Annotated in this window: 25 protein-coding genes; 11 read left to right on the top strand and 14 right to left on the bottom strand. The window is 65.5% G+C overall.

Going from position 1 to position 22,276, the window contains the following annotated elements:
- Positions 1-15: 15 nt before the first annotated feature.
- Positions 16-558, bottom strand: a complete 543-nt coding sequence (locus tag U1707_RS06170; RefSeq protein WP_332799222.1) for a DUF1003 domain-containing protein — start codon at positions 556-558, stop codon at positions 16-18.
- 198 nt (positions 559-756) lie between these two features.
- On the opposite strand from U1707_RS06170, the gene U1707_RS06165 reads away from it, so the two are divergent.
- A complete protein-coding gene (locus U1707_RS06165) occupies positions 757-2,220 on the top strand; it encodes a helicase HerA domain-containing protein (protein ID WP_332799221.1) in 1,464 nt (487 codons plus the stop codon).
- On the opposite strand, the gene U1707_RS06160 is transcribed toward U1707_RS06165, so the two are convergent.
- From U1707_RS06160 to U1707_RS06145, 4 genes are all read right to left on the bottom strand, one after another.
- On the bottom strand, positions 2,217-2,654 hold the full coding sequence (locus U1707_RS06160; protein WP_332799220.1) for a DUF4440 domain-containing protein: 438 nt from the start codon (positions 2,652-2,654) through the stop codon (positions 2,217-2,219). The two genes, U1707_RS06165 and U1707_RS06160, sit on opposite strands and share 4 nt — an antisense overlap.
- A gap of 82 nt (positions 2,655-2,736) precedes the next feature.
- On the bottom strand, positions 2,737-3,021 hold the full coding sequence (locus U1707_RS06155) for a DUF1294 domain-containing protein (protein ID WP_332799219.1): 285 nt from the start codon (positions 3,019-3,021) through the stop codon (positions 2,737-2,739).
- Positions 3,022-3,112: 91 nt separating this feature from the next.
- Positions 3,113-3,355, bottom strand: coding sequence for a DUF2312 domain-containing protein (locus U1707_RS06150; protein ID WP_197942503.1), 243 nt, complete (start codon positions 3,353-3,355; stop codon positions 3,113-3,115).
- Positions 3,356-3,610: 255 nt separating this feature from the next.
- Positions 3,611-3,919 carry a DUF1244 domain-containing protein gene (locus tag U1707_RS06145; RefSeq protein WP_332799218.1) on the bottom strand — a complete coding sequence of 103 codons (309 nt, stop codon included), beginning with the start codon at positions 3,917-3,919 and terminating at the stop codon, positions 3,611-3,613.
- Positions 3,920-4,010: 91 nt separating this feature from the next.
- Between U1707_RS06145 and pyk the strand changes: the two genes are divergently transcribed.
- The 4 genes from pyk (at position 4,011) to U1707_RS06125 (ending at position 8,347) form a co-directional block, all read left to right on the top strand.
- Positions 4,011-5,474 carry a pyruvate kinase gene (pyk, locus tag U1707_RS06140; protein WP_332799217.1) on the top strand — a complete coding sequence of 488 codons (1,464 nt, stop codon included), beginning with the start codon at positions 4,011-4,013 and terminating at the stop codon, positions 5,472-5,474.
- Between the two features lie 115 nt (positions 5,475-5,589).
- Positions 5,590-7,644, top strand: a complete 2,055-nt coding sequence (locus U1707_RS06135; RefSeq protein ID WP_332799216.1) for a carbon starvation CstA family protein — start codon at positions 5,590-5,592, stop codon at positions 7,642-7,644.
- Complete coding sequence (locus U1707_RS06130) at positions 7,641-7,829, top strand: YbdD/YjiX family protein (RefSeq protein ID WP_056051727.1); 189 nt, start codon at positions 7,641-7,643, stop codon at positions 7,827-7,829. Before U1707_RS06135 ends, U1707_RS06130 begins: the two co-directional genes overlap by 4 nt.
- The gene (locus U1707_RS06125; protein ID WP_332799215.1) at positions 7,826-8,347 is read left to right on the top strand and encodes a biliverdin-producing heme oxygenase; all 522 of its coding nucleotides are present in this window, start codon (positions 7,826-7,828) and stop codon (positions 8,345-8,347) included. Before U1707_RS06130 ends, U1707_RS06125 begins: the two co-directional genes overlap by 4 nt.
- Positions 8,348-8,362: 15 nt before the next feature.
- Here the strand turns inward: U1707_RS06125 and U1707_RS06120 are convergent, their stop codons facing one another.
- Together U1707_RS06120 and U1707_RS06115 are read right to left on the bottom strand one after the other, a co-directional pair.
- Positions 8,363-8,665 (bottom strand): polyhydroxyalkanoic acid system family protein, encoded by a 303-nt coding sequence (locus U1707_RS06120; RefSeq protein ID WP_332799214.1) that lies wholly within the window; start codon positions 8,663-8,665, stop codon positions 8,363-8,365.
- A 27-nt stretch (positions 8,666-8,692) separates the two neighbouring features.
- On the bottom strand, positions 8,693-9,112 hold the full coding sequence (locus U1707_RS06115) for a VOC family protein (RefSeq protein ID WP_332799213.1): 420 nt from the start codon (positions 9,110-9,112) through the stop codon (positions 8,693-8,695).
- Between the two features lie 368 nt (positions 9,113-9,480).
- On the opposite strand from U1707_RS06115, the gene lnt reads away from it, so the two are divergent.
- Positions 9,481-11,013, top strand: a complete 1,533-nt coding sequence (gene lnt / locus U1707_RS06110; RefSeq protein ID WP_332799212.1) for an apolipoprotein N-acyltransferase — start codon at positions 9,481-9,483, stop codon at positions 11,011-11,013.
- A 71-nt stretch (positions 11,014-11,084) separates the two neighbouring features.
- Positions 11,085-12,302 (top strand): methionine adenosyltransferase, encoded by a 1,218-nt coding sequence (gene metK / locus U1707_RS06105; RefSeq protein WP_332799211.1) that lies wholly within the window; start codon positions 11,085-11,087, stop codon positions 12,300-12,302.
- 281 nt (positions 12,303-12,583) lie between these two features.
- Here the strand turns inward: metK and U1707_RS06100 are convergent, their stop codons facing one another.
- The 4 genes from U1707_RS06100 to U1707_RS06085 form a co-directional block, all read right to left on the bottom strand.
- Positions 12,584-13,693, bottom strand: coding sequence for an AI-2E family transporter (locus tag U1707_RS06100; protein WP_332799210.1), 1,110 nt, complete (start codon positions 13,691-13,693; stop codon positions 12,584-12,586).
- A gap of 123 nt (positions 13,694-13,816) precedes the next feature.
- Complete coding sequence (locus U1707_RS06095; RefSeq protein ID WP_332799209.1) at positions 13,817-14,101, bottom strand: LptM family lipoprotein; 285 nt, start codon at positions 14,099-14,101, stop codon at positions 13,817-13,819.
- 142 nt (positions 14,102-14,243) lie between these two features.
- Complete coding sequence (locus U1707_RS06090; protein ID WP_332799208.1) at positions 14,244-14,873, bottom strand: phosphatase PAP2 family protein; 630 nt, start codon at positions 14,871-14,873, stop codon at positions 14,244-14,246.
- Complete coding sequence (locus U1707_RS06085) at positions 14,873-15,697, bottom strand: formate/nitrite transporter family protein (RefSeq protein WP_332799207.1); 825 nt, start codon at positions 15,695-15,697, stop codon at positions 14,873-14,875. Before U1707_RS06085 ends, U1707_RS06090 begins: the two co-directional genes overlap by 1 nt.
- A 65-nt stretch (positions 15,698-15,762) precedes the next feature.
- Between U1707_RS06085 and trmB the strand changes: the two genes are divergently transcribed.
- Positions 15,763-16,443: a tRNA (guanine(46)-N(7))-methyltransferase TrmB gene (gene trmB, locus U1707_RS06080; protein ID WP_332799206.1), complete on the top strand. Its 681-nt coding sequence runs from the start codon at positions 15,763-15,765 to the stop codon at positions 16,441-16,443.
- Here trmB and U1707_RS06075 read toward each other — a convergent pair.
- Complete coding sequence (locus U1707_RS06075) at positions 16,428-17,525, bottom strand: GNAT family N-acetyltransferase (protein WP_332799205.1); 1,098 nt, start codon at positions 17,523-17,525, stop codon at positions 16,428-16,430. The genes trmB and U1707_RS06075 overlap by 16 nt on opposite strands.
- A 92-nt stretch (positions 17,526-17,617) precedes the next feature.
- On the opposite strand from U1707_RS06075, the gene U1707_RS06070 reads away from it, so the two are divergent.
- Together U1707_RS06070 and U1707_RS06065 are read left to right on the top strand one after the other, a co-directional pair.
- Positions 17,618-18,076, top strand: coding sequence for a DUF2721 domain-containing protein (locus U1707_RS06070; protein ID WP_332799204.1), 459 nt, complete (start codon positions 17,618-17,620; stop codon positions 18,074-18,076).
- A complete protein-coding gene (locus tag U1707_RS06065; RefSeq protein WP_332799203.1) occupies positions 18,073-18,477 on the top strand; it encodes a DUF4345 domain-containing protein in 405 nt (134 codons plus the stop codon). The genes U1707_RS06070 and U1707_RS06065 overlap by 4 nt, the downstream gene beginning before the upstream one ends.
- Positions 18,478-18,598: 121 nt before the next feature.
- Here U1707_RS06065 and U1707_RS06060 read toward each other — a convergent pair whose 3' ends face one another.
- The gene (locus U1707_RS06060) at positions 18,599-20,179 is read right to left on the bottom strand and encodes an amidase (protein WP_332799202.1); all 1,581 of its coding nucleotides are present in this window, start codon (positions 20,177-20,179) and stop codon (positions 18,599-18,601) included.
- 119 nt (positions 20,180-20,298) lie between these two features.
- Between U1707_RS06060 and U1707_RS06055 the strand changes: the two genes are divergently transcribed.
- On the top strand, positions 20,299-21,462 hold the full coding sequence (locus U1707_RS06055; RefSeq protein ID WP_332799778.1) for an MBL fold metallo-hydrolase: 1,164 nt from the start codon (positions 20,299-20,301) through the stop codon (positions 21,460-21,462).
- Positions 21,463-21,790: 328 nt separating this feature from the next.
- On the opposite strand, the gene U1707_RS06050 is transcribed toward U1707_RS06055, so the two are convergent.
- Positions 21,791-22,177: a VOC family protein gene (locus U1707_RS06050; RefSeq protein ID WP_332799201.1), complete on the bottom strand. Its 387-nt coding sequence runs from the start codon at positions 22,175-22,177 to the stop codon at positions 21,791-21,793.
- Positions 22,178-22,276: the final 99 nt, after the last annotated feature.

The raw sequence follows: 22,276 nt of genomic DNA, 5'->3' as shown, positions 1-22,276 counted from the left end.
CCTGATGCGGTGGCTTTAGGACGATGGGGGCGTTTTCGCCAGAGCGTCGATCTTCTGTTCGATCGCGTCGAGCCGGGCAAGCACCAGGTGATCGATCTTGTGATGGACGCGCAGGATGTCGAGTTCGGCGCGCAGGTTGGTCTCGTAGTCGAGGCTGGCGGCAAGGCGATCCTTCGCCGATTGCCGGTTCTGGCTCATCATGATCACCGGCGCCTGGATCGCGGCCACGGTCGACAGCAGCAGGTTGAGGAAGATGTAGGGATACGGATCGAACGCACGTCCGAAATGCGCCAGGATATCCGAATTCAACAGCATCCAGCCGATCAGCACCGCGGTGAACGCGATGATGAACCCCCATGACCCACCGATCGCCGCCACCCGGTCCGACAGCCGCTCGCCGAAGGTCGCCCGCTCGTCCGACACGTCGGCCGCATCGCGGCTGACGGTGGTCCCCGCCTCGATCCCCGCAAGGACGCGGCGCTCCTCGTCGTCGAGCTCGCCCGGCGCCTTGCCGAGAAGCCGTTGCGAGAGATCGTCGAGCGGGGAATTTGTGGCCATGTCAGGAGGCCTAGCCGGGATTACGGATTATTCCAGCAGCATCCGTCATCCTGGGCTCGACCCAGGATCCAGAGCCAAGAACGGCATCCTCAATAACCCTAATTCCTGGGTCGAGCCCAGGATGACGGAAGGGGGTGTTGCGACCGAACCCGCAAAGACTCCTTGCCCCCATGCGCCCGCACCTGCCAAACGCGCGGCATGACGGTTAGCGTGAATATGGGCACCGACGGCAATGGTACTGCCGTCGGCGTCGACCTGGAGGAACTACTCGCCACCCGCCTGTTGGTGCAGGGCAATTCGGGATCGGGAAAATCGCATCTGCTGCGCCGCCTGCTGGAGCGATCGGCGGGCCATGTCCAGCAGATCGTGATCGATCCGGAGGGCGATTTCGTGACGCTCGCCGGGCCGCATGGCCACGTCGTGATCGAAGCGGGAGACTATAGCGAACGCGAGATCGCGCGGATCGCCACGCGGCTGCGCGAACACCGCACGTCGGCGGTACTGAGCTTGGAAGGGCTGGAGGTCGAAGGCCAGATGCGCTGTGCCGCGTCCTTCCTGTCCGCCCTGTTCGATGCACCGCGCGAGCATTGGTATCCGGTGCTGGTTGTGGTCGACGAAGCGCAGATGTTCGCGCCCGTCACCGGCGGCGAAGTATCGGAAGAAGTACGCCGAGCCTCGCTCGCCGCGATGACCAACCTGATGTGCCGCGGCCGTAAGCGCGGCCTGGCCGGCGTGATCGCGACGCAGCGTCTGGCGAAGCTGGCGAAGAACGTCGCGGCGGAGGCGTCGAACTTCCTGATGGGCCGCACCTTCCTCGACATCGACATGGCGCGCGCGGCCGATCTGCTCGGCATGGAGCGACGCCAGGCCGAAGCAATTCGCGATCTGCAGCGCGGCACGTTCATGGCCCTTGGGCCGGCGGTGTCGCGCCGACCGATCACAGTGAAGATCGGCGATGTCGAAACATCTGCGCGCAGCGGCAGCCCGAAGCTCACCCCCCTTCCCAGCGCCGCGCCGATGGATCTGCAGGACCTGTTGTCCGAACCGGTGGTCGACGCGCCCGAACTCGGCCTGATGTTCAATTCGCGCCCACGCCGCGTGCCGGCGGAGGAACTGCTCGACGGCATCGCCCGCCCGCCAGAGCCGCGCACCGCCGCGCCGCCACCGCCTGAAAAGACCGACGACGAGGTCGAGGCGGTCTATGCCGACGTCTTCCGCGCGATCGTCGAAGATCCCGAATCGACGTTGCGCCCGCCCTCAGTGCTGTTCCAGGATTTTCAGGTGCGCTGCCGGATGGGTGGTCTCGCCAAACCGCCGCTCGATTTGCCCGGTTTCGTGCGACGCCTCAGTTGCGCCCGTGCCGGCATCTTCGACATGACGGACGAGGCATGGACCGCCGCGCTCGACGTTGCCAGCGGCCTGCCCGACGACATGTTGGGTGCGTTCCTGCTGGTCGCCCGCGCTGCCCGCGAAGGCGAACCCTGCCCGTCTGACGCGCGAATCGCCGCCACGTACGGCACGAGTTCGCTCGGCCGTGTGAAACGCCTGATCGGCTATATCGAGAGCCGCGAACTGATCGTGTGCCGTACCGATCTCGCCGGCAAACGATCGATCACGATCCCCGGCCTCGGATGGACAACGTTGCCAGCCGAAGCAGCCTAGCGGATCGGCGTGAACTGCGCCGATACGAAGCGCCAGTCCCTGCCGATCCGCCGCGCAACGAACCCGGCACGCAACGCCCGCGACTGTACCTGCCCGTCCTTGCCGGGCACCGCATAGGCGATCCGCATCGTCACCACGCCTAGCGCCCCCGCCGGTCTTGCGATGGTCTCGGTGATCGTCATCGGCGGCGCAGGCATCTTCTTGTCGGGCGCGTAAAACCCAATCACGCGCTCACGGGAATCGACTTCACCGACCGGCGATACTTCCTGATATTCAGGGGCCATCATCGCGATCATCGCCGCCTGATCGAACTGGTTGCGGACCTGAACGAACGCCTCCGCACGCCGACCGAGTTTCTGCGCGTCGGTCTCGACCGACTGCGCGGCGGCGGACGCACTGATGACCAGTGCCGCAGCCCCAACAAATACCCGCACGCCCGTCTCCCCGATGTGATGCTTTATAACAGCAATACACCTGCTTCCTGTCGGCATCAATCGGCGCAGCCGTTGCCTAAGATCAGAACGCGAAAGCGATCGCGAGGCCCGCGACCAGGCCGACCTGAACCATCGCAATAAGCTGGAGCCGTCCGACGAACGGCTGCTTGCGGGTCTTGTGGCGAAAGCGGTTGCGCGCCCAGAACGCGCCGGGGCTACCGCCGATCGCCGCATACCATAGCAGGCGGGACTCCGGGATACGCCACGCCCCGGTCGACGATCGCCGCTTGTCGGTCGCGAACGCGGCAACGGTAATCAGGTTGATGATCATAAACAGGGCAAGCGCCACGACGATCGGGAGAAGCATTCTCTACCGGTACGTCGAGAAGATTAACGCGGCGCCTCTGCCCGCCGCCCGGTGAACCGAGCGAGAGGCACCGCGAGGGATCAAACGATCCTCAGATCATCCCCAGCGCCTGGAGATATACTTCGAGGATCGCCTCCTCCTCCTGATACTCTTCCTTCTTCTTCTTGCGAATCGACAGGATCTTGCGGATCGCCTTGGGGTCGTATCCACGCCCCTTGGCCTCGGCCATCACGTCCTTGATGTCGTCCGAAATACCCTTTTTCTCTTCTTCGAGACGCTCGGCGCGCTCGATCAGCAGGCGCAGTTCGTCCGCTGCGACCGCGCCGCCGCCCATGCCGTGTTGCCGTTCGTCAGACATCGAAAATTCCCCACTCGCCGACGCTCGGCGCCGGCCCAAAGCCAATCTAGATACCCCGCGCCGATGATCGCCGTCAGATGACCCCTTGAATCAGAGGGGGTGAATCAGGCCGCTGCGGGTGCGGGGCCGCGTCTAGGCGTTTACCGTGTTCCGCTCAAGCGACCCCGCAGCGGATCGTCGCGAATCAGACGCCGCCGTTCCGAGACCCCATATTCTCAGGCCACCGCGCGCTCAAATCGCCGCGTTCTTAGCGACGCTCGCCTTCATCCGTTCGAGCTGCTCGGGCGTAGCGTCGCCCTGATGGTGCGCCTTCCATTCGAAATACGGCATCCCGTACACCGTCTCGCGCGCGGCATCCTTGCTCATGCCGCCTGCGTCCTCGACCCAGTCGGACAGGCAGTTGCGACAAAAACCGGCGAGCCCCATCAGGTCGACGTTCTGCGCATCTTCGCGGTGACGGAGATGGCGGATCAGTCGGCGAAAGGCCTGCGCCGCTACGGCATCGTCGAGCGTATCGAGCGCATCGGTTTCGGGATTCATTACTATGCTCCGTGGTTGATCCCTTGCAGATAGGGTTTAAGGCCCGTCGCGGCAAAGACCTCACCCGGGAAACGCCCTAGGAAACGCACGCATGACCATGGCCATCGCACCCCGTTTACGCAAAGTCCGCATCCTCGCGACGCTTGGCCCTGCAAGCAGCACGCCCGAAATGATTGCGACGCTGTTCCGCACCGGTGCGGACGCGTTCCGCATCAACATGAGCCACGGCGACCAGCAGTCGAAGATCGCCGTGATCCACGCGATTCGCGCGCTCGAAAAGGAATTCGGTCGTCCGTCGACCATCCTCGCCGATCTTCAGGGTCCGAAACTACGCGTCGGCAAGTTCGAGGGCGGGCGCACCGTGCTGACGACCGGTTCGACTTTCGTGCTCGATCGCGACACGACGCCGGGCGACGCGACCCGCGTCGAACTGCCGCATGACGAGATCTTCGTCGGCATAGAGCTGGGCGCGCGCCTGCTGCTCGACGATGGCAAGCTTGTGCTGCGGGTCGTGTCGCATAGGCCGCGCGAGATCACGACCCGGGTCGAGGTCGGCGGCGCACTGTCGAACAACAAGGGGCTGAACGTTCCCGACGTCGTACTGCCGATGGCGGCGCTGACCGACAAGGATCGCAGCGACCTGGATTTCGCGGTCGATCAGGGTGTCGACTGGATCGCGTTGTCGTTCGTCCAGCGCCCCGAGGATCTGTGGGAAGCGCGCAAGCTCATCGGTGGCAAGGCGGCGTTGCTGGCCAAGATCGAAAAGCCGGCGGCGATCGAGCGGCTTGAGGAGATCGTGGAGGCCTGTGACGGTGTGATGGTCGCGCGCGGCGATCTCGGCGTCGAACTGCCGCCGCAGCAGGTGCCGCCGCTGCAGAAGCGCATCGTCGAGGTTTCGCGCCGGATGGGTCGCCCGGTGGTGGTCGCGACGCAGATGCTCGAATCGATGATCACATCGCCCTCGCCGACCCGCGCCGAAGTGTCCGACGTCGCGACCGCGGTGTATGACGGGGCGGACGCGATCATGCTGTCGGCGGAAAGCGCGGCGGGCGCATGGCCGGTCGAATCGGTCGCGATGATGGACGCCATCGGCGTGTCGGTAGAGGCCGATCCCGAGCATGGCGACCGCATGCACTTCACCGTGATGAAGCCAGATCCGACGACCGCGGATGCGTTGGCCGAGGCCGCGAAGAACATCGCCACGACCGTGTCGGCGGTGGCGATCATCTGCTTCACGACCTCGGGCTCGACCGCACGACGGATCGCGCGCGAGCGGCCTTCGGTACCACTGCTGGTATTGACGCCGAGCCAGGAGACGGCGCGGCGTCTCGGTCTGCTGTGGGGAACGCATGCGGTGCATACGCGCGACGTCGAGTCGTTCGAGGACATGGTGGCGAAGTCGAAGCGGATGGCGTTGCGGCATGGCATCGCCAAGGCTGGCGATCGGGTGATCGTGCTGGCCGGCGTGCCGTTCCGGACGCCTGGGTCGACGAACGTGCTGCATGTCGTTCGAATCGTCGGGGACGAGCTCAAGGGGCATCATTCGCAGGTTTGAGCAAGCGGGCGCGCTTCAGGGAGGGATCTGCGCCGGTCGCATACCTAATCTAGGCTAGCGCTCCGCACCCGAATACGCGATGTCGCCCGATAGGACCGCACGGGAGGGCGCACACATGACGTTACGCGAAAAGATCGGTTGGGGCGCACTGGCTCTACTCGGAGCCTGCGCGCTGGCGGTCGTTGCCTTCGAGCGCGGTGAGCATGTCAACGCGCTCTGGATCGTCACTGCGGCCGTCTCGGTCCAGCTGATCGCGTACCGCTTCTACGCACGATATATCGCGCGGCACGTCATGCAGCTCGACCCGTCGCGGCAAACCCCGGCGCTCCGTCGCGCCGACGGCCTCGATTACGTTGCGACCGACCGCAACGTCCTGTTTGGCCACCATTTCGCCGCCATCGCTGGTGCCGGCCCACTCGTCGGTCCCGTGCTCGCCGCGCAGATGGGCTATCTCCCCGGCACGCTCTGGATTCTCGCTGGCGTGGTGCTGGCGGGTGCGGTGCAGGATTTCATGATCCTGTTCATCTCGATGCGGCGCGACGGGCGGTCGCTAGGTGAGCTGATCCGCATGGAGATGGGCGCGATCCCCGGCGTGATCGCGCTGATCGGCGCGTTCGCGATCATGGTCATCATCCTCGCCGTTCTCGCGCTGATCGTGGTGCGCGCGCTCGCGGGGAGCCCGTGGGGGTTGTTCACCGTCGCCGCGACGATCCCGCTCGCCTTCCTGATGGGCATCTACACGCGCTGGATCCGCCCCGGAAAGGTCGGCGAAGTCTCCGTTCTCGGCGTCATCGGGTTGCTGGCGGCGATCGTCTATGGCGGCACCGTCGCCGCCTCGCCGACGCTCGCGCCGCTTTTCACGCTGACCCCGGTGCAGCTCTGCGTGCTGATGGTCGGCTATGGCGCGGTCGCCTCGGTGCTGCCGGTATGGCTGCTACTGGCGCCCCGCGATTACCTCTCGACCTTCCTCAAGATCGGCGCGATCGTCGCACTGGCGATCGGCATCGCCGTCGTCGCCCCACCGCTGCGGATGCCAGCCCTAACCCCCTTCATCGACGGAACCGGCCCGGTCTGGTCGGGTGGGCTCTTCCCGTTCCTGTTCATCACGATCGCCTGCGGCGCGGTGTCGGGCTTCCACGCGCTGATCGCCAGCGGCACCACGCCGAAACTGATCGCCAGCGAAGGCGACGCGCAATTCATCGGCTACGGCGCGATGCTGATGGAGAGCTTCGTCGCGATCATGGCGTTGGTCGGTGCGTCGATCCTGGATCCCGGCGTCTATTTCGCGATGAACAGCCCGGCGGCCGTGGTCGGCACCGACTTCGCTTCCGCGGCGACCGCTGTCACCGCGATGGGCTTCCCGATCACGCCGGAGCTGCTCGCGCAGACCGCGAAGGACGTTGGGGAGGCCACGATCGTCAGCCGCACGGGCGGCGCGCCGACGCTGGCGGTGGCGATGGCGGAGATCTTCAGCAACCTGATCGGCGGACAGGCGATGAAGGCGTTCTGGTATCATTTCGCGATTTTGTTCGAAGCGCTGTTCATTCTCACCGCGGTCGATGCGGGGACGCGTGCCGGGCGGTTCATGTTGCAGGATTTGATCGGGCTCGCGGTGCCGTCGTTCCGCAATGCGTCGGCGATCGTGCCAGGACTGATCGCGACCGCGCTGTGCGTGACCGCCTGGGGCTTCTTCCTGTATCAAGGCGTGACCGATCCGCTTGGCGGAGTGAACACGCTGTGGCCGCTGTTCGGTATCTCGAACCAGATGCTGGCGGCGGTCGCGCTGGTGCTGGCGACGGTCGTGCTGTTCCGGATGAAACGCCATCGCTATGCATGGGTGACGATCCTGCCCGCCGCGTGGCTGTGCCTGTGCACGATCACCGCCGGGCTGATGAAGCTGTTCGCGAGCGATCCGAAGGTCGGCTTCCTCGCGCATGCGTCGAAGTTTGCAGAGGCAGCGGCGCGCGGTGAACTGCTCGCGCCCGCCAAGACGATGGCGGAGATGCAGCGGATCGTGCTCAACGACTGGATCGATGCCGGGCTGTGCGCGCTATTCCTTGCTGTGGTGCTGTCGATCGTGTTCTTCGGCATCCGCACCTGCCTCGCGGCGCTCAAGATCGATCGGCCGACGGTGACCGAAGTCCCACCGCAACTGGTGGCCGCAGAATGATCCGCGCGCTGTATGCGAAGGCGCGCGAGACGGCGCTGCTGATGGTCGGCGTGCCGTCCTACGCCGCCTACTGCCAGCACATGGCCGAGCGGCATCCAGACCATGCGCCGATGGACGAACGTACATTCTTCCGCGATCGTCAGGAGGCGCGGTACGGCAGCAAGGGCGGGGGACGCTGTTGTTGACCGATGCCGTTTCCACCGTCGCGCAATTGCGGAGCGCGACGGCGAGCGACCACGACGCAGTCGATGCCGGGTTCGGGCGCTACGACCTTGCCGATGCGGACGATTACCGCGCGTTCCTGATCGCGCACGCCAAGGCTCTGCCCGCTGTTGAGGCGTGGCTGGACGCTATCCCCGGCCTTGCTACGGTCCGGTCGCGCGGCGCGGCGCTTGCCGCCGATCTCGCCACTTTGGGCGAAGAAATGCCCGTGCCAATGACCTTCGCGCTGGCGCCTAGCGCGGCGGCAGGCTGGGGCGCGATGTACGTGGTCGAGGGGTCGCGGCTTGGCGGCATCATGCTGTCGCGATCGGTGCCGGAGGGCATGCCTGCGGCCTATCTCGGCGCAAAGCATCTTTCGGGCGAATGGCGCGCGTTGCTGGCGGCGATCGACGAACAGCCTGCCGACGAAGCCTGGGTCGCGGATGCAGTCGCCGGCGCGAAGGCTGCGTTCGCGCTGTATCGGCAAGCGCCGGGGGCCTGATCCGGCCCCCGACGCTTAGCGCAGGAGCTTCGGCGCTTCCCTGCGGATCATGTCCTGAATCTTGCTCGCGAACAGCCCGAGGATGCCGGGGAGGTCGACGACCGCATGGACGTTGGTCTCGAACACCGTGACAGCGCTGGCGATCGTCTGCCCCATCGCCTGGATGGTGAAGTGCAGCGTGTCGCCGTCCCAGCGGTGATCGGTCACCGAGCCGCCGGGGATGCTGGCGCTGATCTTGTCGATCCCGCCGTCGAGCCGCGCGCGGACCGCCGCCTTGCCGAGCTTATGGGGAACGTCGACGGTAATGGGGTTGGCCATGTGCGATCCTTGAATTGAGTATTGGCCTTACGTGGCGAAAATCATGTCGTCGTTGGCGAACGCCTTGAACTCGAGTGCGTTGCCACTGGGATCTAGAAAGAACATCGTCGCCTGCTCGCCGGGCTCGCCCTTGAAGCGGATGTACGGCGCGATGCCGAATGTTACGCCCGCCGCGGTGACGCGTTCGGATAGCGAGATCCAGTCGTCCATCGTCAGGACGACGCCGAAATGCGGGACTGGGACGGCGTGACCGTCGACCGCATTCTCGACCGCGACGGGCTTGGCCGAGGGGTCGAGGTGCGCGACGATCTGATGCCCGAACAGGTCGAAATCGATCCAATCGTCGCTGGAGCGGCCTTCGCGACAACCGAGCGTGGCGCCGTAGAAGGCGCGTGCTGCGGTAAGGTCGTGGACCGGGAAGGCGAGGTGGAAGGGGCGCAAGGTCATGGGGGCGAAGATAGGTTGGGCGATCCGGTTCGTCACCCTTCAGTTTTTTGGACGCTTTCCCTTTGATGTGTGGAATCGGTACGTGGGACAGCCCTTCCTTGTTCTCCCGCGAAGGCGGGAGCCAAGTCTGGGTCCCCGCCTTCGCGAGAGAACAGGGTTTGGTGCGGGTGCCCTTCCCCGCAACCCACTCCACCCCGGCGAAGGCCGGGGCCCAATTGGCGGACGTTGCCAACGACGAGTAGTGCTTGGTTACCGCTGCCTTGCCAATTGGGCCCCGGCCTTCGCCGGGGTGGTGCAAGATGGGATGCAACGGCCCCAAGCAAGGCTAAGATATTGCCCGCCCCCCTTCGTCACGCCATAGCGCGACCGTGACCCGCTTCCCTGCCCTTGCCTGCCTCATCCTTGGTGCGCTTGCCGCGACCGGGTTTGCCCCGCTCGATCTCTGGCCGCTGACGCTGATCGCGTTCGCGCTGTGGATGAAGATCGTCCACGACGCGCCGACGCTGCGCGCGGCGCTCTGGCGCGGGTGGGTGTTCGGGGTCGGGCATTTCACCGTGAACAACAACTGGTTCCAGCACGCGTTCGATTTCCAAGACGTGATGCCGCCGGTGCTCGGCTATTTCGCGGCGGTTGGCCTCGCACTGTATCTCGCCGTCTTCCCGATGCTGGCTGGCGCGCTGGCTTGGCGGATTGCCAGGCGGCCGGGCGCTCCCGATGCTACGTTCGTACTGGTCTTCGCTGCCGCCTGGATCGCGACCGAGTGGCTGCGCGCGACGCTGTTCACCGGTTACGCCTGGGACCCGCTGAGCGTCGTCTGGCTCCCCGCGATCGGTGTCGCGCGGCTGTCCGCGTGGATCGGTACCTATGCTTTGTCGGGCGTCACGATAGTGGCCGCCGGCGCGTTGCTGATGCTCGCAGTACGGCGCTTGATCCTGCCGTTGGTCGCCATCCCTGCCCTCGGCCTTGCCGCACTGTCCGCACTCTGGACCAACGCGCCGCCCCCTGCCCCCGGCACGCCTTTAGTCCGCGTGGTCCAGCCCGACATCGGCCAGGAGGACCGTAGCGAAACCGACGGCGAACGTGTTCTCGCTGCTCTAGAAAAGCTGTCCGGAGAAGGCGGTCCCACCCCGCGCCTCGTCGTCTGGCCCGAGGGCGTCGTCCGCGACTATGTCGAGGACGGCTATCCGTTCTACGCCTATGGCTGGTCGAGCCCGCTCTACCTCCGCCGCCGCATGGCGCGGTTGCTCGGCCGCGACGACATCCTGCTGATCGGCGGCACCGCGTTACAGTTCGACGGCCAGGACCGTATCTCGGGCGCGGCGAATTCGGTGTTCGCGCTCGATGCGCAGGCACGGCTGCGGGGCCGGTACGACAAGGCGCACCTCGTTCCCTATGGCGAATATCTGCCGATGCCGTGGCTGCTGAAGCCGCTGGGCCTCGCGCGGCTCGTGCCGGGCGATATCGACTTCACCTCGGGCAAGGGCCCTGCGAACCTGACGCTGCCCGGCTTCGGCTCGATCGGCATGCAGATCTGCTATGAGATCATCTTCTCGGGCGAGGTCGTTGATCGGGCGCATCGGCCGCGTATCCTGTTCAATCCCTCCAACGACGCGTGGTTCGGCAAATGGGGGCCGCCGCAGCATCTCGCGCAAGCCCGGATGCGGGCGATCGAGGAAGGCCTCCCGATCCTCCGCGCCACGCCGACCGGTATCTCCGCGATCATCGCCGCGGATGGGCGCCTCGTCGCGACCGTGCCGCACGAGACCGCCGGTGCGATCGAGCAGCCGATGCCCTCCGCTTTGCCCCCGACCCTATTCTCGCGCATGGGCAATGCGATGGCGGCGATCGTTGCGGCGCTCATGCTCGTTACCGCGGTTGCCCTGCGTCGTCGCCAACGCTAGAAGGACATATAAAGCTTTCCTTATATGCCGCTCCCCGGACTTTCCTGGGCGAGCCTTTGCGAAGAGGTTTCATGCGCAAGTCCTTTCTCTTCACCTCCGAATCGGTCTCCGAAGGCCATCCCGACAAGGTCGCCGACCAGATCAGCGACACGATCGTCGACCTGTTCCTCGCCAAGGACCCGCAGGCGCGCATCGCCTGCGAGACGCTGACGACCACGCAGCTCGTCGTCCTCGCCGGTGAAATCCGCGGCAAGGGCATTTACGAGAACGACCAGTGGGCCGACGGCGTGCTGGAAGAGATCGAGGCCGCGGTGCGCAACACCGTCAAGGAAATCGGTTACGCGCAGACCGGCTTCCACTGGGAGACGTTCCGTTTCGAGAACAATCTCCACGGCCAGTCCGCGCACATCGCGATGGGCGTCGACGAGAGCGGCAACAAGGACGAGGGCGCCGGCGACCAGGGGATCATGTTCGGCTATGCGACCGACGAGACCCCCGGCCTGATGCCTGCGACGCTGTATTACAGCCACAAGATTCTCGCCAAGATGGCTGAAGACCGCCATTCGGGCGCCGCGCCGTTCCTCGAGCCCGACGCCAAGAGCCAGGTCACGCTGTCGTACGAGAACGAAGTGCCGGTCGGCGCGACCGCATTGGTGGTCTCGACCCAGCACGCACCGGGCTATTGCGAAAAGGGCGACAACGCCGATCCCGCCAAGTACGCCGTGCTGCGCGACTATGTCATGGGCGTGTTCCAGGACGTGCTGCCCGACGGCTTCATCACCGACGAGACCGCGATCTACATCAACCCGACCGGCCAGTTCGAGATCGGTGGCCCCGATGGCGACGCCGGCGTGACCGGGCGCAAGATCATCGTCGACACGTACGGCGGCGCGGCCCCGCATGGCGGCGGTGCGTTCTCGGGCAAGGATCCGACGAAGGTCGATCGTTCGGCGGCCTATGTCGCGCGGTATCTGGCGAAGAACGTGGTTGCCGCGGGTCTTGCGCGTCGCTGCACGATCCAGCTGAGCTACGCGATCGGCATCGCCGAGCCGCTGTCGGTGTATGTCGACACGCATGGCACCGGCACCGTTGACGAAGCCAAGCTCGAGGCGGTCCTGCCGAAGCTCGTTCGTCTGACGCCGAAGGGTATCCGCGAGCACCTCAAGCTGAACGCTCCGATTTACAAGAAGACGGCGGCGTACGGTCACTTCGGTCGCGAGCCCGAGGGTGATACCTTCACCTGGGAAAAGACCGATCTGGTCGACGCACTGAAGGCGGCCGTCGCCTGATAGCGGGGCTTTAGACGCTCACAAAAAAGCCTCCCGCGGACAGGTCTGCGGGAGGCTTTTTCTATTGTTAGCAACCACTTTGCCTGAGCCAGGCTAGTCCCTCTCCCCGCTGGGGAGAGGGAGGGAGGAGCCGCTTGGCGACGGAAGGGTGAGGGGCTTTGGGGAGACGTGCCGAGCCTCACTCCCCCTCACCCTCCCCTTAGGGAGAGGGGCTACGCAGAGCGAGACGCACAGGTCCCGCTAACCCATCCTTCGTTACGCCGCTTCGAAAAGCTCGGCAGCTAGTCGGGACGAAAGGGATGATCAGGGCGAGCGGGAACAGGCACGCGCTCGGCCGCCTGGGCATGGCGCTGCTCGGTCAGTATCTGCCACGCCGTCAGGAACAGCGCCGCGACCAACGGACCGACGACGATACCGCTGAGCCCGACGATCTCGATCCCGCCCAGCGTCGTCACCAGCACGATGTAATCCGGAATCCCGGTATCGCGCCCGACCAGGATCGGCCGCAGGATGTTGTCGGCCAGGCCGATCACCACCACGCCCGAGACGATCACGACCACACCCTGCCATATCGCGCCCGTCGCCAGCAGATAAACCGCGACCGGGACCCAGACGAGCGCGGGGCCCAATGCGGGCAGTAGCGACGTCAGCGCCATCAACAGACCCCACAGCAACGCCGCCGGCACGCCGACGATCCAGAACGTCACCGCGCCGAGCGCACCTTGGACGAGCCCGACGATCACCGATCCCTTGATCGTCGCGCGCACCACCGCGACGAACTTGTCGACCAGTTTCACCGCCACCGAATGCTCGAACGGCAGCGCGCGGCGGATTGCCGGGCCGACCTTGTCGCCGTCGCGCAGCAGGAAGAACGTCACGTACAATCCGATCCCGAACGACAGCACGAACGCCGCCGTGTTGCGACCGATCGACAGCGCTTGGCCGGCGATCGACCGGACGCTGTTGCCGAGAAGGCTCGATACTCGCGACTGCGCCTGCTCGAAGCTGTTCAGTCCGGCCTTGTCGAGCATGCCCTGGAAGCGGTTCGGCAACGCGTCGTGCATCTGCTGAAAATACGCACCGAAGTTGATCTGGCCGCTTTGCAGCTTGGCGTAGACCGACGCGGACTGGTCGATCATGAGGCTGCCGATGAACAGCGTCGGCACGATGACGGCAACAAAGATGATCAGCAACGTCAACGCAGCGGCTAGATTGCGCCGCTCCGGCCAACGCTTGAGCAACAGTTGAAACAGCGACTGGAACAGGATCGCCGCCAACGCGCTCCACAGCAGGGCCGCCGCGAACGCCGACACCACGACGCACAGCGCGATCGTGATCGCGATGAGGAAGGTGATGAAGCCTCCCGTTTCCAGTCGACGCCTGTCGATCATTGTCGTGTCCCCTGTCGTCGTCTCGACCGAATCGTAACCCGGTCCGTTTCAAAACGTCAAAACCGCCCCCCGGTGCGTACCGGAAGGCGGCCAGGACGCCGGCGCTGATGCGCGCCTAAAAGATCAGCGGAGCTTTTCGCTGCCGTTGACCAGTGCATCCTTCTGCGCCTGCGGCATCGCCTGTGCGTTCACGTCGGCATCGTCGATGGCGTCCGACTGGTGCTCCGCGTTGTCGCGGACCGCTTCGGCCTGATCTTCAAGATTGTCGGCAGTTGCTTCCAGCGCGTCGGCGCGGTTGTCAGCGGACTTCTCGACTTGGCTGCCGAGCTTGTCGTCGCCCTTGCCGCCGCAGGCTGCGAGCGAGACGGCCATGGCGGCGAGCGTGACGGCGATGGAAAGCTTCTTCATGAGGATAGTCCGTTCTTGTTACGATGCGGGCGAAACCGTCACGCCGCCGTAACGGTTCCGCTATCCCCTTGCGTATCCTCACAAATATGTAATTTCGCCCTGACCTGTGTTCATGAGGCCACACACCACCCGATGGGTCGGTCTACGCTTTGACGTGCTCAATCAGTAAGGGCGCTCTTGCCGCCACCGCCGTTTCGACAACCGGTGCGACCCGGTCGAACACGGCGCTGACGAGGGCCTCGGAGATCCAGCCGACCGCGGCACCGACGACGAGATCGGATAGATAATGCTTGCCGTTGACGGGTTGAGCCACGGCGACCACTCCTGAGATCAGCGCGGCCGGGCCGCCGGCACCTTCGATGTCGCGCGCGGCGGCACGCGCCACTGCGACCGCGCCGGCGGTGTGACCGGACGGGAACGACGTCTGATCGTGATCGTCGCTGTCGCCCCGCTCGAAGCGCGGCTTGCCGTCTTCGATGGCCTTTTCGGGACGCGTGCGGTCGACGGACGCCTTGATCGCCGACTTGACGAAGGTCGCTGCCGCATGCGCCGCCAACATCCGCACCCCGCCGCGGATCACGTCCGGCCGGCGCGCGATCAGGCCAATGACGACCGTGCCGATCGAAGTCGCGACGAGCTGCGGCTGATCGCCGATCTCAGCGAGGAACCCGGTTGCCTTAGCCAGCGGTTCGTCGCGGTGCTCGGCCGCCTTGTACGTCGCCGCGCGGTCCGCCTTTGCGACCGCGTTCACGGCTTTGTCGGTCTTGCCCATCAGTTCTCGCCCTGTCCGTCCATTTCGCCGCGTACCTGTGCATGCGCCAGCAAGGCGAACAACCCTGCGCCGCCCAACAGGTTGCCAAGCACAGCCGGCAGTATCAGTTCGATAAGCGCTTGCCAGACGCTCGCATGGCCGGAGAACAGCAGGAGGAACGCCTCCACCGAGCCGACGATCGAATGACTGAACCCGCCGATCGCGACGACATAGGTGATCGAGACGATCACCATGAACGCCTGTTGCCGCGCATTAGGCAGCGACCAGGCGAGGATCGCGATCATGAACCCGGCTGGGATCGCATTGACGAACGTCGCCCATGCCGAGAGTTCGATGATCCGCATCGATACGTCAATCATCGCGCCGCGCAACTCGCTGCCGCCGAGCAATCCCGCCGCAATCGCGCCGCCGGTGATTGCCGTTCCGATCAGGTTGGCGAGAAGCACCACGCCCCACAGCCTGAATGTCCGCTTCAGCGCCCAGCCGGACGGCTTGGTCACCAGCGGCAGCATCGCGCTGATAGTGCTTTCGGTGAACAGCTGCATCCGCCCCAGGATCACGACAAGGAAACCGATCGGATAGCCAAGCGACACGATGATCGTCCGCCACGGCGTGTCGGGCAGCGCCTGGTGCAGCGCACCTTCCGCGATCAGTGAACTGGCGATCGCCATGCCTGCCGCAAGCCCGGAAAAGAACAGCGACCACGCGGGCCGATCGAGTTCCTCTTCGCCTGCCTCGCGGACGGCCTTATGCAGATCCTGCGCATCGGCGGCCTTGAGTTCCTCGACGTCTTCGCCGGGCGGATTTGACGTGTTCTCGACCATGACGAGTTTGCAACGTTCCGCACGATGCTTTGCTCCGGGCCAATCGCCCGCTAGAGCGCGCGGCGATGAACGATCCTTCAGTTATCCGTCGCCTCTATGGCCGTCGCCAGGGCCACAAGCTGCGCCTTGGCCAGGCCGCGCTTGTCGAGGAGACGCTCGCCGACCTGTCCGTGCCCGAAGAAGGGCTTATCGATGCGATGACCTTGTTCGGCGAAGATCGCCCCCTGCACGTCGAGATCGGTTTCGGCGCGGGCGAGCATCTTGCCGGGCAAGCGATGATGAACCCCGACATCGGCTTCATTGGCTGCGAGCCTTTTCTCAACGGCGTCGTCGGCGCGCTCGCGCACATCCGCGACGGCGCGCTGACCAACGTGCGCCTGCATATGGGTGACGCGCTGGAGGTGATCGAGCGCCTGCCCGACGCCAGCCTGGATCGGCTCTACCTGCTGCATCCCGATCCGTGGCGCAAAGCGCGGCACGCCAAGCGCCGCATGGTCAATCACGGTCCGCTCGACACCATCGCCGCCAAGCTGAAGCCCGGCGCCGAGTTCCGCCTCGGCACCGACGACCCGACCTATTGCCGCTGGTCGATGATGATCATGAACGCGCGCCGCGATTTCGAATGGCAGGCGGAAACGCCGCACGACTTCCTGACGCGCCCCGACGACTGGCCCGAAACCCGGTACGAACGCAAAGCCCGACGGCAAGGTCACGAAGTCTGGTATTACCGTTACCTGCGGGTGTGACGCCCGCTTCGGCGCCAAAGCCAACCGAATAGCCGCCCGGCCTGCGCCGGCAAGCCCGGCCTGAGCAGGATCCAATCGCGGACCGGCGCATCGATCTGCGCGCCGATCAGCCGCTTGTAGCCGCCGTCGCCGACGCCCCAGTCGATGCGGCGCGTTCCCCGAGCGAGCGCGGCGGCGATGTTGCGCCAATAGAGCAGCTTGCCCGGTGACTGCTTGGCAAAGCGTGGATCATAACTGTTGGCGATGGCGTACAGCAGGTCGCCTGTGTCGACATCGAATGAAAAGGCGGCGGGCTTGCCGTCGACGCTGAGCAGCGCGGCGCGGAACATGTCGGCCAGAACCGGGTCGGCGACGGCGGCCTGCCAAAAGGCGCGGTGACCATCGCGGGTGAACTTCATGCCCGTGCGATCGGTCGCGTGCGCGATCCAGCTCGTCTCCTCGATGGTGCCGAGCGTGTCGAACGCCGCGGGCCAATCGCCGCCGGACAGAAAACGCCATTCGGGTACACCATGCTCGGCAAGATGCTTTTCATGGAAACGGTTTTTGCGCAGCGTCGAATTGCGCGGCCAAGGCTGGCCGTCGACGACGGGATGGAGGTCGATCGCCCAGCTATCGCCGATCGGCCGATCGATCGCGGTCCAGCCGTTGGCGCGGGCGGCTGCGATCAGTGGGGCGACGGCAGGGTCGGTGTCGTAGACTGGGCCGATGCGCAGGCCGTTCAAATGCCCCGCCAGCGTCGACAAGGCGGTTTTCAGTACGATCTCGCTGCCTTCCAGCGCCAGGCCGAAGCTGCGAAATGGCCAATAGCATCCGGGGATTGCAGCCAGCCGCAGCATGGCGGGGCCGCGATGTATGAACGGCAGCGTCAGGACCGGCGCGTCATCCTGTTCGACGACCAGCGTGCGCGCCCGTCCTCCATACGCTGCGAGGGCCGCCGCGTACCAGCCGAAGCGGAGGAAGCGGTGGCTCTGCGCGCCGCGCTCAGCGACGATGTCGATCGCGGCGGCAAGCCCCTCGACAACGTCGCCGCGGACGATGGGAGGCAGCCGGACGAAGTCGGCCAGGAGCATCGGCTTGGACATTGCCAGCCAGATACCGCGCGAAAGGTTACGATTGCATCCTCTTTTGCAATCGCCCCCTTTTGCAACCGGGCATTCCCCACCATGGTGTCGCCATGCCGACGATCCCCGCCATTTCGACCATCGCCCAGACGATCCAGCTCTCGCTGGCCCCGGTATTCATGCTTGCAGGCATCGGCCAGCTGCTGAACGTGCTGGCGGGACGCCTTTCGCGGGTCATCGACCGGGCGCGCAAGCTGGAGCAGCTGCACCCCAATTTCTCGGCTGTCGAACGGACCCGCTACGGCTGGGAGTTGCGTTTGCTCGATCGGCGGATGACGATCATCAACGCCGCCTTGTTCCTCGCGGTGTCGAGCGCGATCATGACCTGCGTCCTGATCGCGTTGCTGTTCATCGCCGAGCTCGCCAAGCTTCATTTCGGCACGGCGGTAGCCTTGTGCTTCATCCTCGCGATGATCCTGCTGATCGCGGCGCTGGTTTCGTTCATTTTCGAGGTCAGGATGTCGTTGAGAGCCTTCCGGATCCGGCCTGAATTGCTGAAGGACCTGTTGTGATCGAGAAACGCCTGCTGCAAGCGGTGATCGCGGTCGCGTGCCTGTTGCCGCTGATCGTTGGCGGCCAGGGCGTGCTGCACGGGCCGGCACCGTTCGGGCATCTGGCCGAGGTGCCGCGCGATCTGGACAGCCATTTCCGGTACATCTCGGGGATTTTCTTCGCGACCGGGTCGGGGTTTTTAAGCTGCATCCCGGATATCGAGCGCAAGGGGCCGCGGTTTCGGCTGCTTGGCGGGTTGATCTTCGTTGGAGGCGTATCGCGCGGAATTTCATTAATGGCCGTCGGCGTGCCGTCGCAGGGGCATGTGCTGGGGTTGGTGATGGAGACGGTGGTCGTGCCGTTGCTGATGCTGTGGCAGTGGAATTTCGCGAAGCGGACTGCCAGTTCGCCGTCATCCTGACGAAAGTCAGGATCCAGGGTCACGCAGTGCGGACCTCCTGGCTCTGGATCCTGACTTTCGTCAGGATGACGGGCCGTGTGCGGCATTGGGGTTTGGCGGCTAGTAGACCAGCCGGGTCATACTAGCGAGCAGCCTCCATCCCCGCCCCGACGTCGGCGGTCGGAAGATACTTTGGCGCAACCCGCGCCTTCGCCCGCTGCTCGTACGCATAGCCGGCCCCCAGCACGGTCGCATCGCTGTACTTCGTCGCGATGAACGACAGCCCGACCGGCAACCCACGGACGAGGCCCATCGGCACGGTCAGGTTCGGATACCCTGCGACTGCCGGCAGTCCGCTCGAACTTGGGCCGCCATATTGATCGCCGTACACCGGTTCGCTGAGCCATGCCGGGCCGTAGGCCGGTTCGACCAGCACTGTCGCCCCCGCTGCCTTGAGCATCGCGTCGATCCCCTCCGCACCCGCCAGCCGCAGCGATTTCGCGCGCGCTGCCTTGTACGCCGGATCGTTCAACCCCTTGGTCTTCGCCGCAGCCTCGAACGTCTCCTGCGCGAAGAACGGCATTTCGGTCGCCGCGTTGGCCTTGTTGAACGCGATGACCTGATCGAGCGTCCTTGTGCGGGCCGCCGCTGGCGTGGTCGCGAGATAGGTGTCGAGATCGGCCTTCAACTCGGTCTGGAGCACCAGCAGTTCCGCTTCACCGAGCCCGTCGAGCTTGGGCTGCTTCACCTCGACCAGCACCGCGCCCGCAGCCTTCAGCACATCAAGCGAGGCCTGGTATTTCGCGGCAAGGTCCGCGGTCATCTCCGGCCGGATCACGCCGATGCGCAGGCCCGACAGCGCGCTGGTCGACAGCCCCGCCGCATAGTCGCGCTTGTAAGCCCCTGCCCCCGCGGTCGCGGCATCGGCAGGATCGGCCGCGATCATCGCCGAGAACAGCGTCGCGACATCGCGGACGCTGCGCGCCATCGGCCCCGCCGTATCCTGGCTGTGGCTGATCGGTACGACATGCGTGCGGCTGACGAGGCCCAGCGTCGGCTTCAACCCGACCAGCCCGTTGATCGACGACGGACACACCACCGAACCATCCGTCTCCGTCCCGATCGCGGCCGCCGCGAAGCTCGCCGCGATCGCCGCGCCCGAGCCGCTCGACGATCCGCACGCGGTACGGTCGAGCGCGTAGGGGTTCTTGACCAGGCCACCAACCGCGCTCCAGCCGCTCATCGACCGCGTCGAGCGGATGTTCGCCCATTCGCTGAGATTGGTCTTCCCCAGGATCACCGCCCCCGCAGCGCGGAGTTGCGCCACGACGGGTGCGTCGCGGCGGGTCATGTTATCCTTCAGCGCGAGGCTGCCGGCCGTGGTCGGCATAGCGTCGGCGGTCTCGACATTGTCCTTGATCAGCACCGGCACGCCGTGGAGCGGCCCACGGATGCGCCCGGCCTTGCGTTCGACGTCGAGAGCCTTGGCCTGCACCAGCGCTTCGGGGTTGAGCGCGATGACGGCGCGGAGAGTAGGGCCCTTGCGGTCCATCGCGGCGATCCGCGCGAGATAGGCGCGGACGAGGTCAACGCTGCTCGCTTTACCCGTGGTCATCGCCGCCTGGAGCTGGTCGATCGACTGTTCCTCGACCGCGACCGTCTTGGCGCTAGCGACGGCTGGAACAGCGGTTGCGAGCAATAGCCCGATGATAAACTTACGCATTTCGCGAATCCCCTTCGGCGCGAGGCTATCGGCGTTGCGGGCCTGCGCCAAGCGGTCTGAACGATGCTCGACACGATGCGTTACGGACCAGCAACGGATAGGGGAATGGCGTGCGTCTCGTGTTGAAGATCGTCGGGGGCGTCGTGCTGCCGGCGGTCGTGGTCGTCGCGCTGGCGGTGACGATCCTGCCGCGCTTCCTCGACCGCCTCTACTACCGCGGACCGGCGAGCGGCCATTTCGACGGCGCGCACTTCGCCAATCCCGACAACGACGCCGACACGCAGCAGATCCAGCCAGCCGGTGGTGGTCGCGCGAGCTTCTTCTGGCGCTATTTCACCGGCAGCGATGGGCGACCTGCGTGGCCGAAGTCGATCGCGGTGAACCGGATCGCGCCGCCCGCCCGCGTCGAGGGCAAACGGATGGTCGTGACCTGGGTCGGCCATGCCAGCGTGCTGATCCAGACGCAGGGTCTCAACATCCTCACCGATCCGGTCTGGGCGGAGAAGGCGGGGCCGCTGGGCACGGGCCCGCGTCGTGTCGCCGGGCCGGGGATCGCGTTCGATGCGCTGCCCAGGATCGACCTCGTGCTGGTCAGCCACAATCACTACGATCATCTCGACAAGGCGACGTTGCAGCGGCTCTGGCAGCGCGATCGGCCGCGGATCGTCACGAGTTTGGGCAATGACAGCGTGATCGGCCAGACCGGCGCGAAGGCGACCGCACTCGACTGGGGGCAGCGGGTGGCGATCAAGCCGGGCGTCGATGTCGTCGTGACGCGCAACCATCATTGGGGCAGCCGCTGGTTCACCGATCGCAATCGCGCGCTGTGGTCGAGCTTCGTCGTGACGCTGCCGGGCGGGAACGTGTTCTTTGCGGGTGATACCGGGATGGGCGACGGCCAGTGGCCGGTCGAAGCGGCGGCGCTGGGGCCGATCCGGCTGGCGCTGATCCCGATCGGTGCGTTCCGGTTCGTCGACGGGCAGATGGAGTCGGGGAGCCATATCGGGCCGGTCGATGCGGTCGAGGTCTATCGCCGACTGGGCGCGGCGCACGCGATCCCGATTCACTGGGGGACGTTCCGGCTGTCGTTCGAGGGGTATGATACGCCGCCGAAACTGCTGGCGGCGGCGATGCGGTGCACGGGGCAGACTGGGTTCGCGCCCGTGACGATCGGGCGGCCGACGGAGGTTGCGGGGTATGTAAAGCCGGTGACGGTAACGCCGATGGCTCGGGCGGCTTTGTTGCAGTGTCTCGATACGCCGACGGTGCGGGACTTGCGCTAAATTCTCCGTCACCCCGAAGCTGTTCGTCGGGTATCCCCTTCGACCGAGTAAGCCTGTTTCCCCGCAAAGGCGGGGACCCAGACTGGGCTCCCGCCTTCGCGGGAGAACAAGGAGGATCAAGGGTAACGCCGGCAACACATCCGACCACCCCGGCGAAGGCCGGGGCCCAATTGGGGAAGACTGCTGATGGTGAACAGCCCCTCGTTACTGCCACCTTTCCAATTGGGTCCCGGCCTTCGCCGGGGTGGTATCTAAGTCGGGGTAGTGCCTGTGATGATGTGATACCGCCGCAGTTGCCGGCGCGGTGATGCTCAATCGTGCCCGCACCTCACCCCATCTTGAACACGCAGAGCTTGTTGCCGTCGGGATCGCGGAAATACGCGCCGTAGAAGCCCATCTCCTCGGGTCCACGCGTGCCGGCAGCGCCTTCGTCCGCTGCACCCAGTTCGATCGCCTTGGCGTAAACCTGATCGACCTGCTCGCGCGAATCCGCCGCGAGCGCGACCATCGTACCATTGCCCGCGGTCGCGGCCGCGCCGTCATAGGGCTTGCCGATCACGAGCATCGGCTTGTCGGGGCCCGCGCCGTAGAAGGTCAACTGGCGGGCGTCGGGCATCTGCATGAGGCGCTTGCCGCCGACCGTCGCGAACAGCGCGTCGTAGAACGCCAGCGCCGAGTCGATGTCGTTGGTGCCGAGCGTCGCGTAACCGATCATGGGTCTCTCCTCTTATGAATAAGGAGCGATATCGGCGGGTTACGCGGGGGACGCAACTAGCTGTTCCCCCGCGAAGGCGGGGGTCCAGGCCCGAACCCT

This window comes from Sphingomonas sandaracina (assembly GCF_036663695.1).
Lineage (GTDB): Bacteria > Pseudomonadota > Alphaproteobacteria > Sphingomonadales > Sphingomonadaceae > Sphingomonas.
This window is presented reverse-complemented; position numbering and strand designations above follow the sequence as displayed.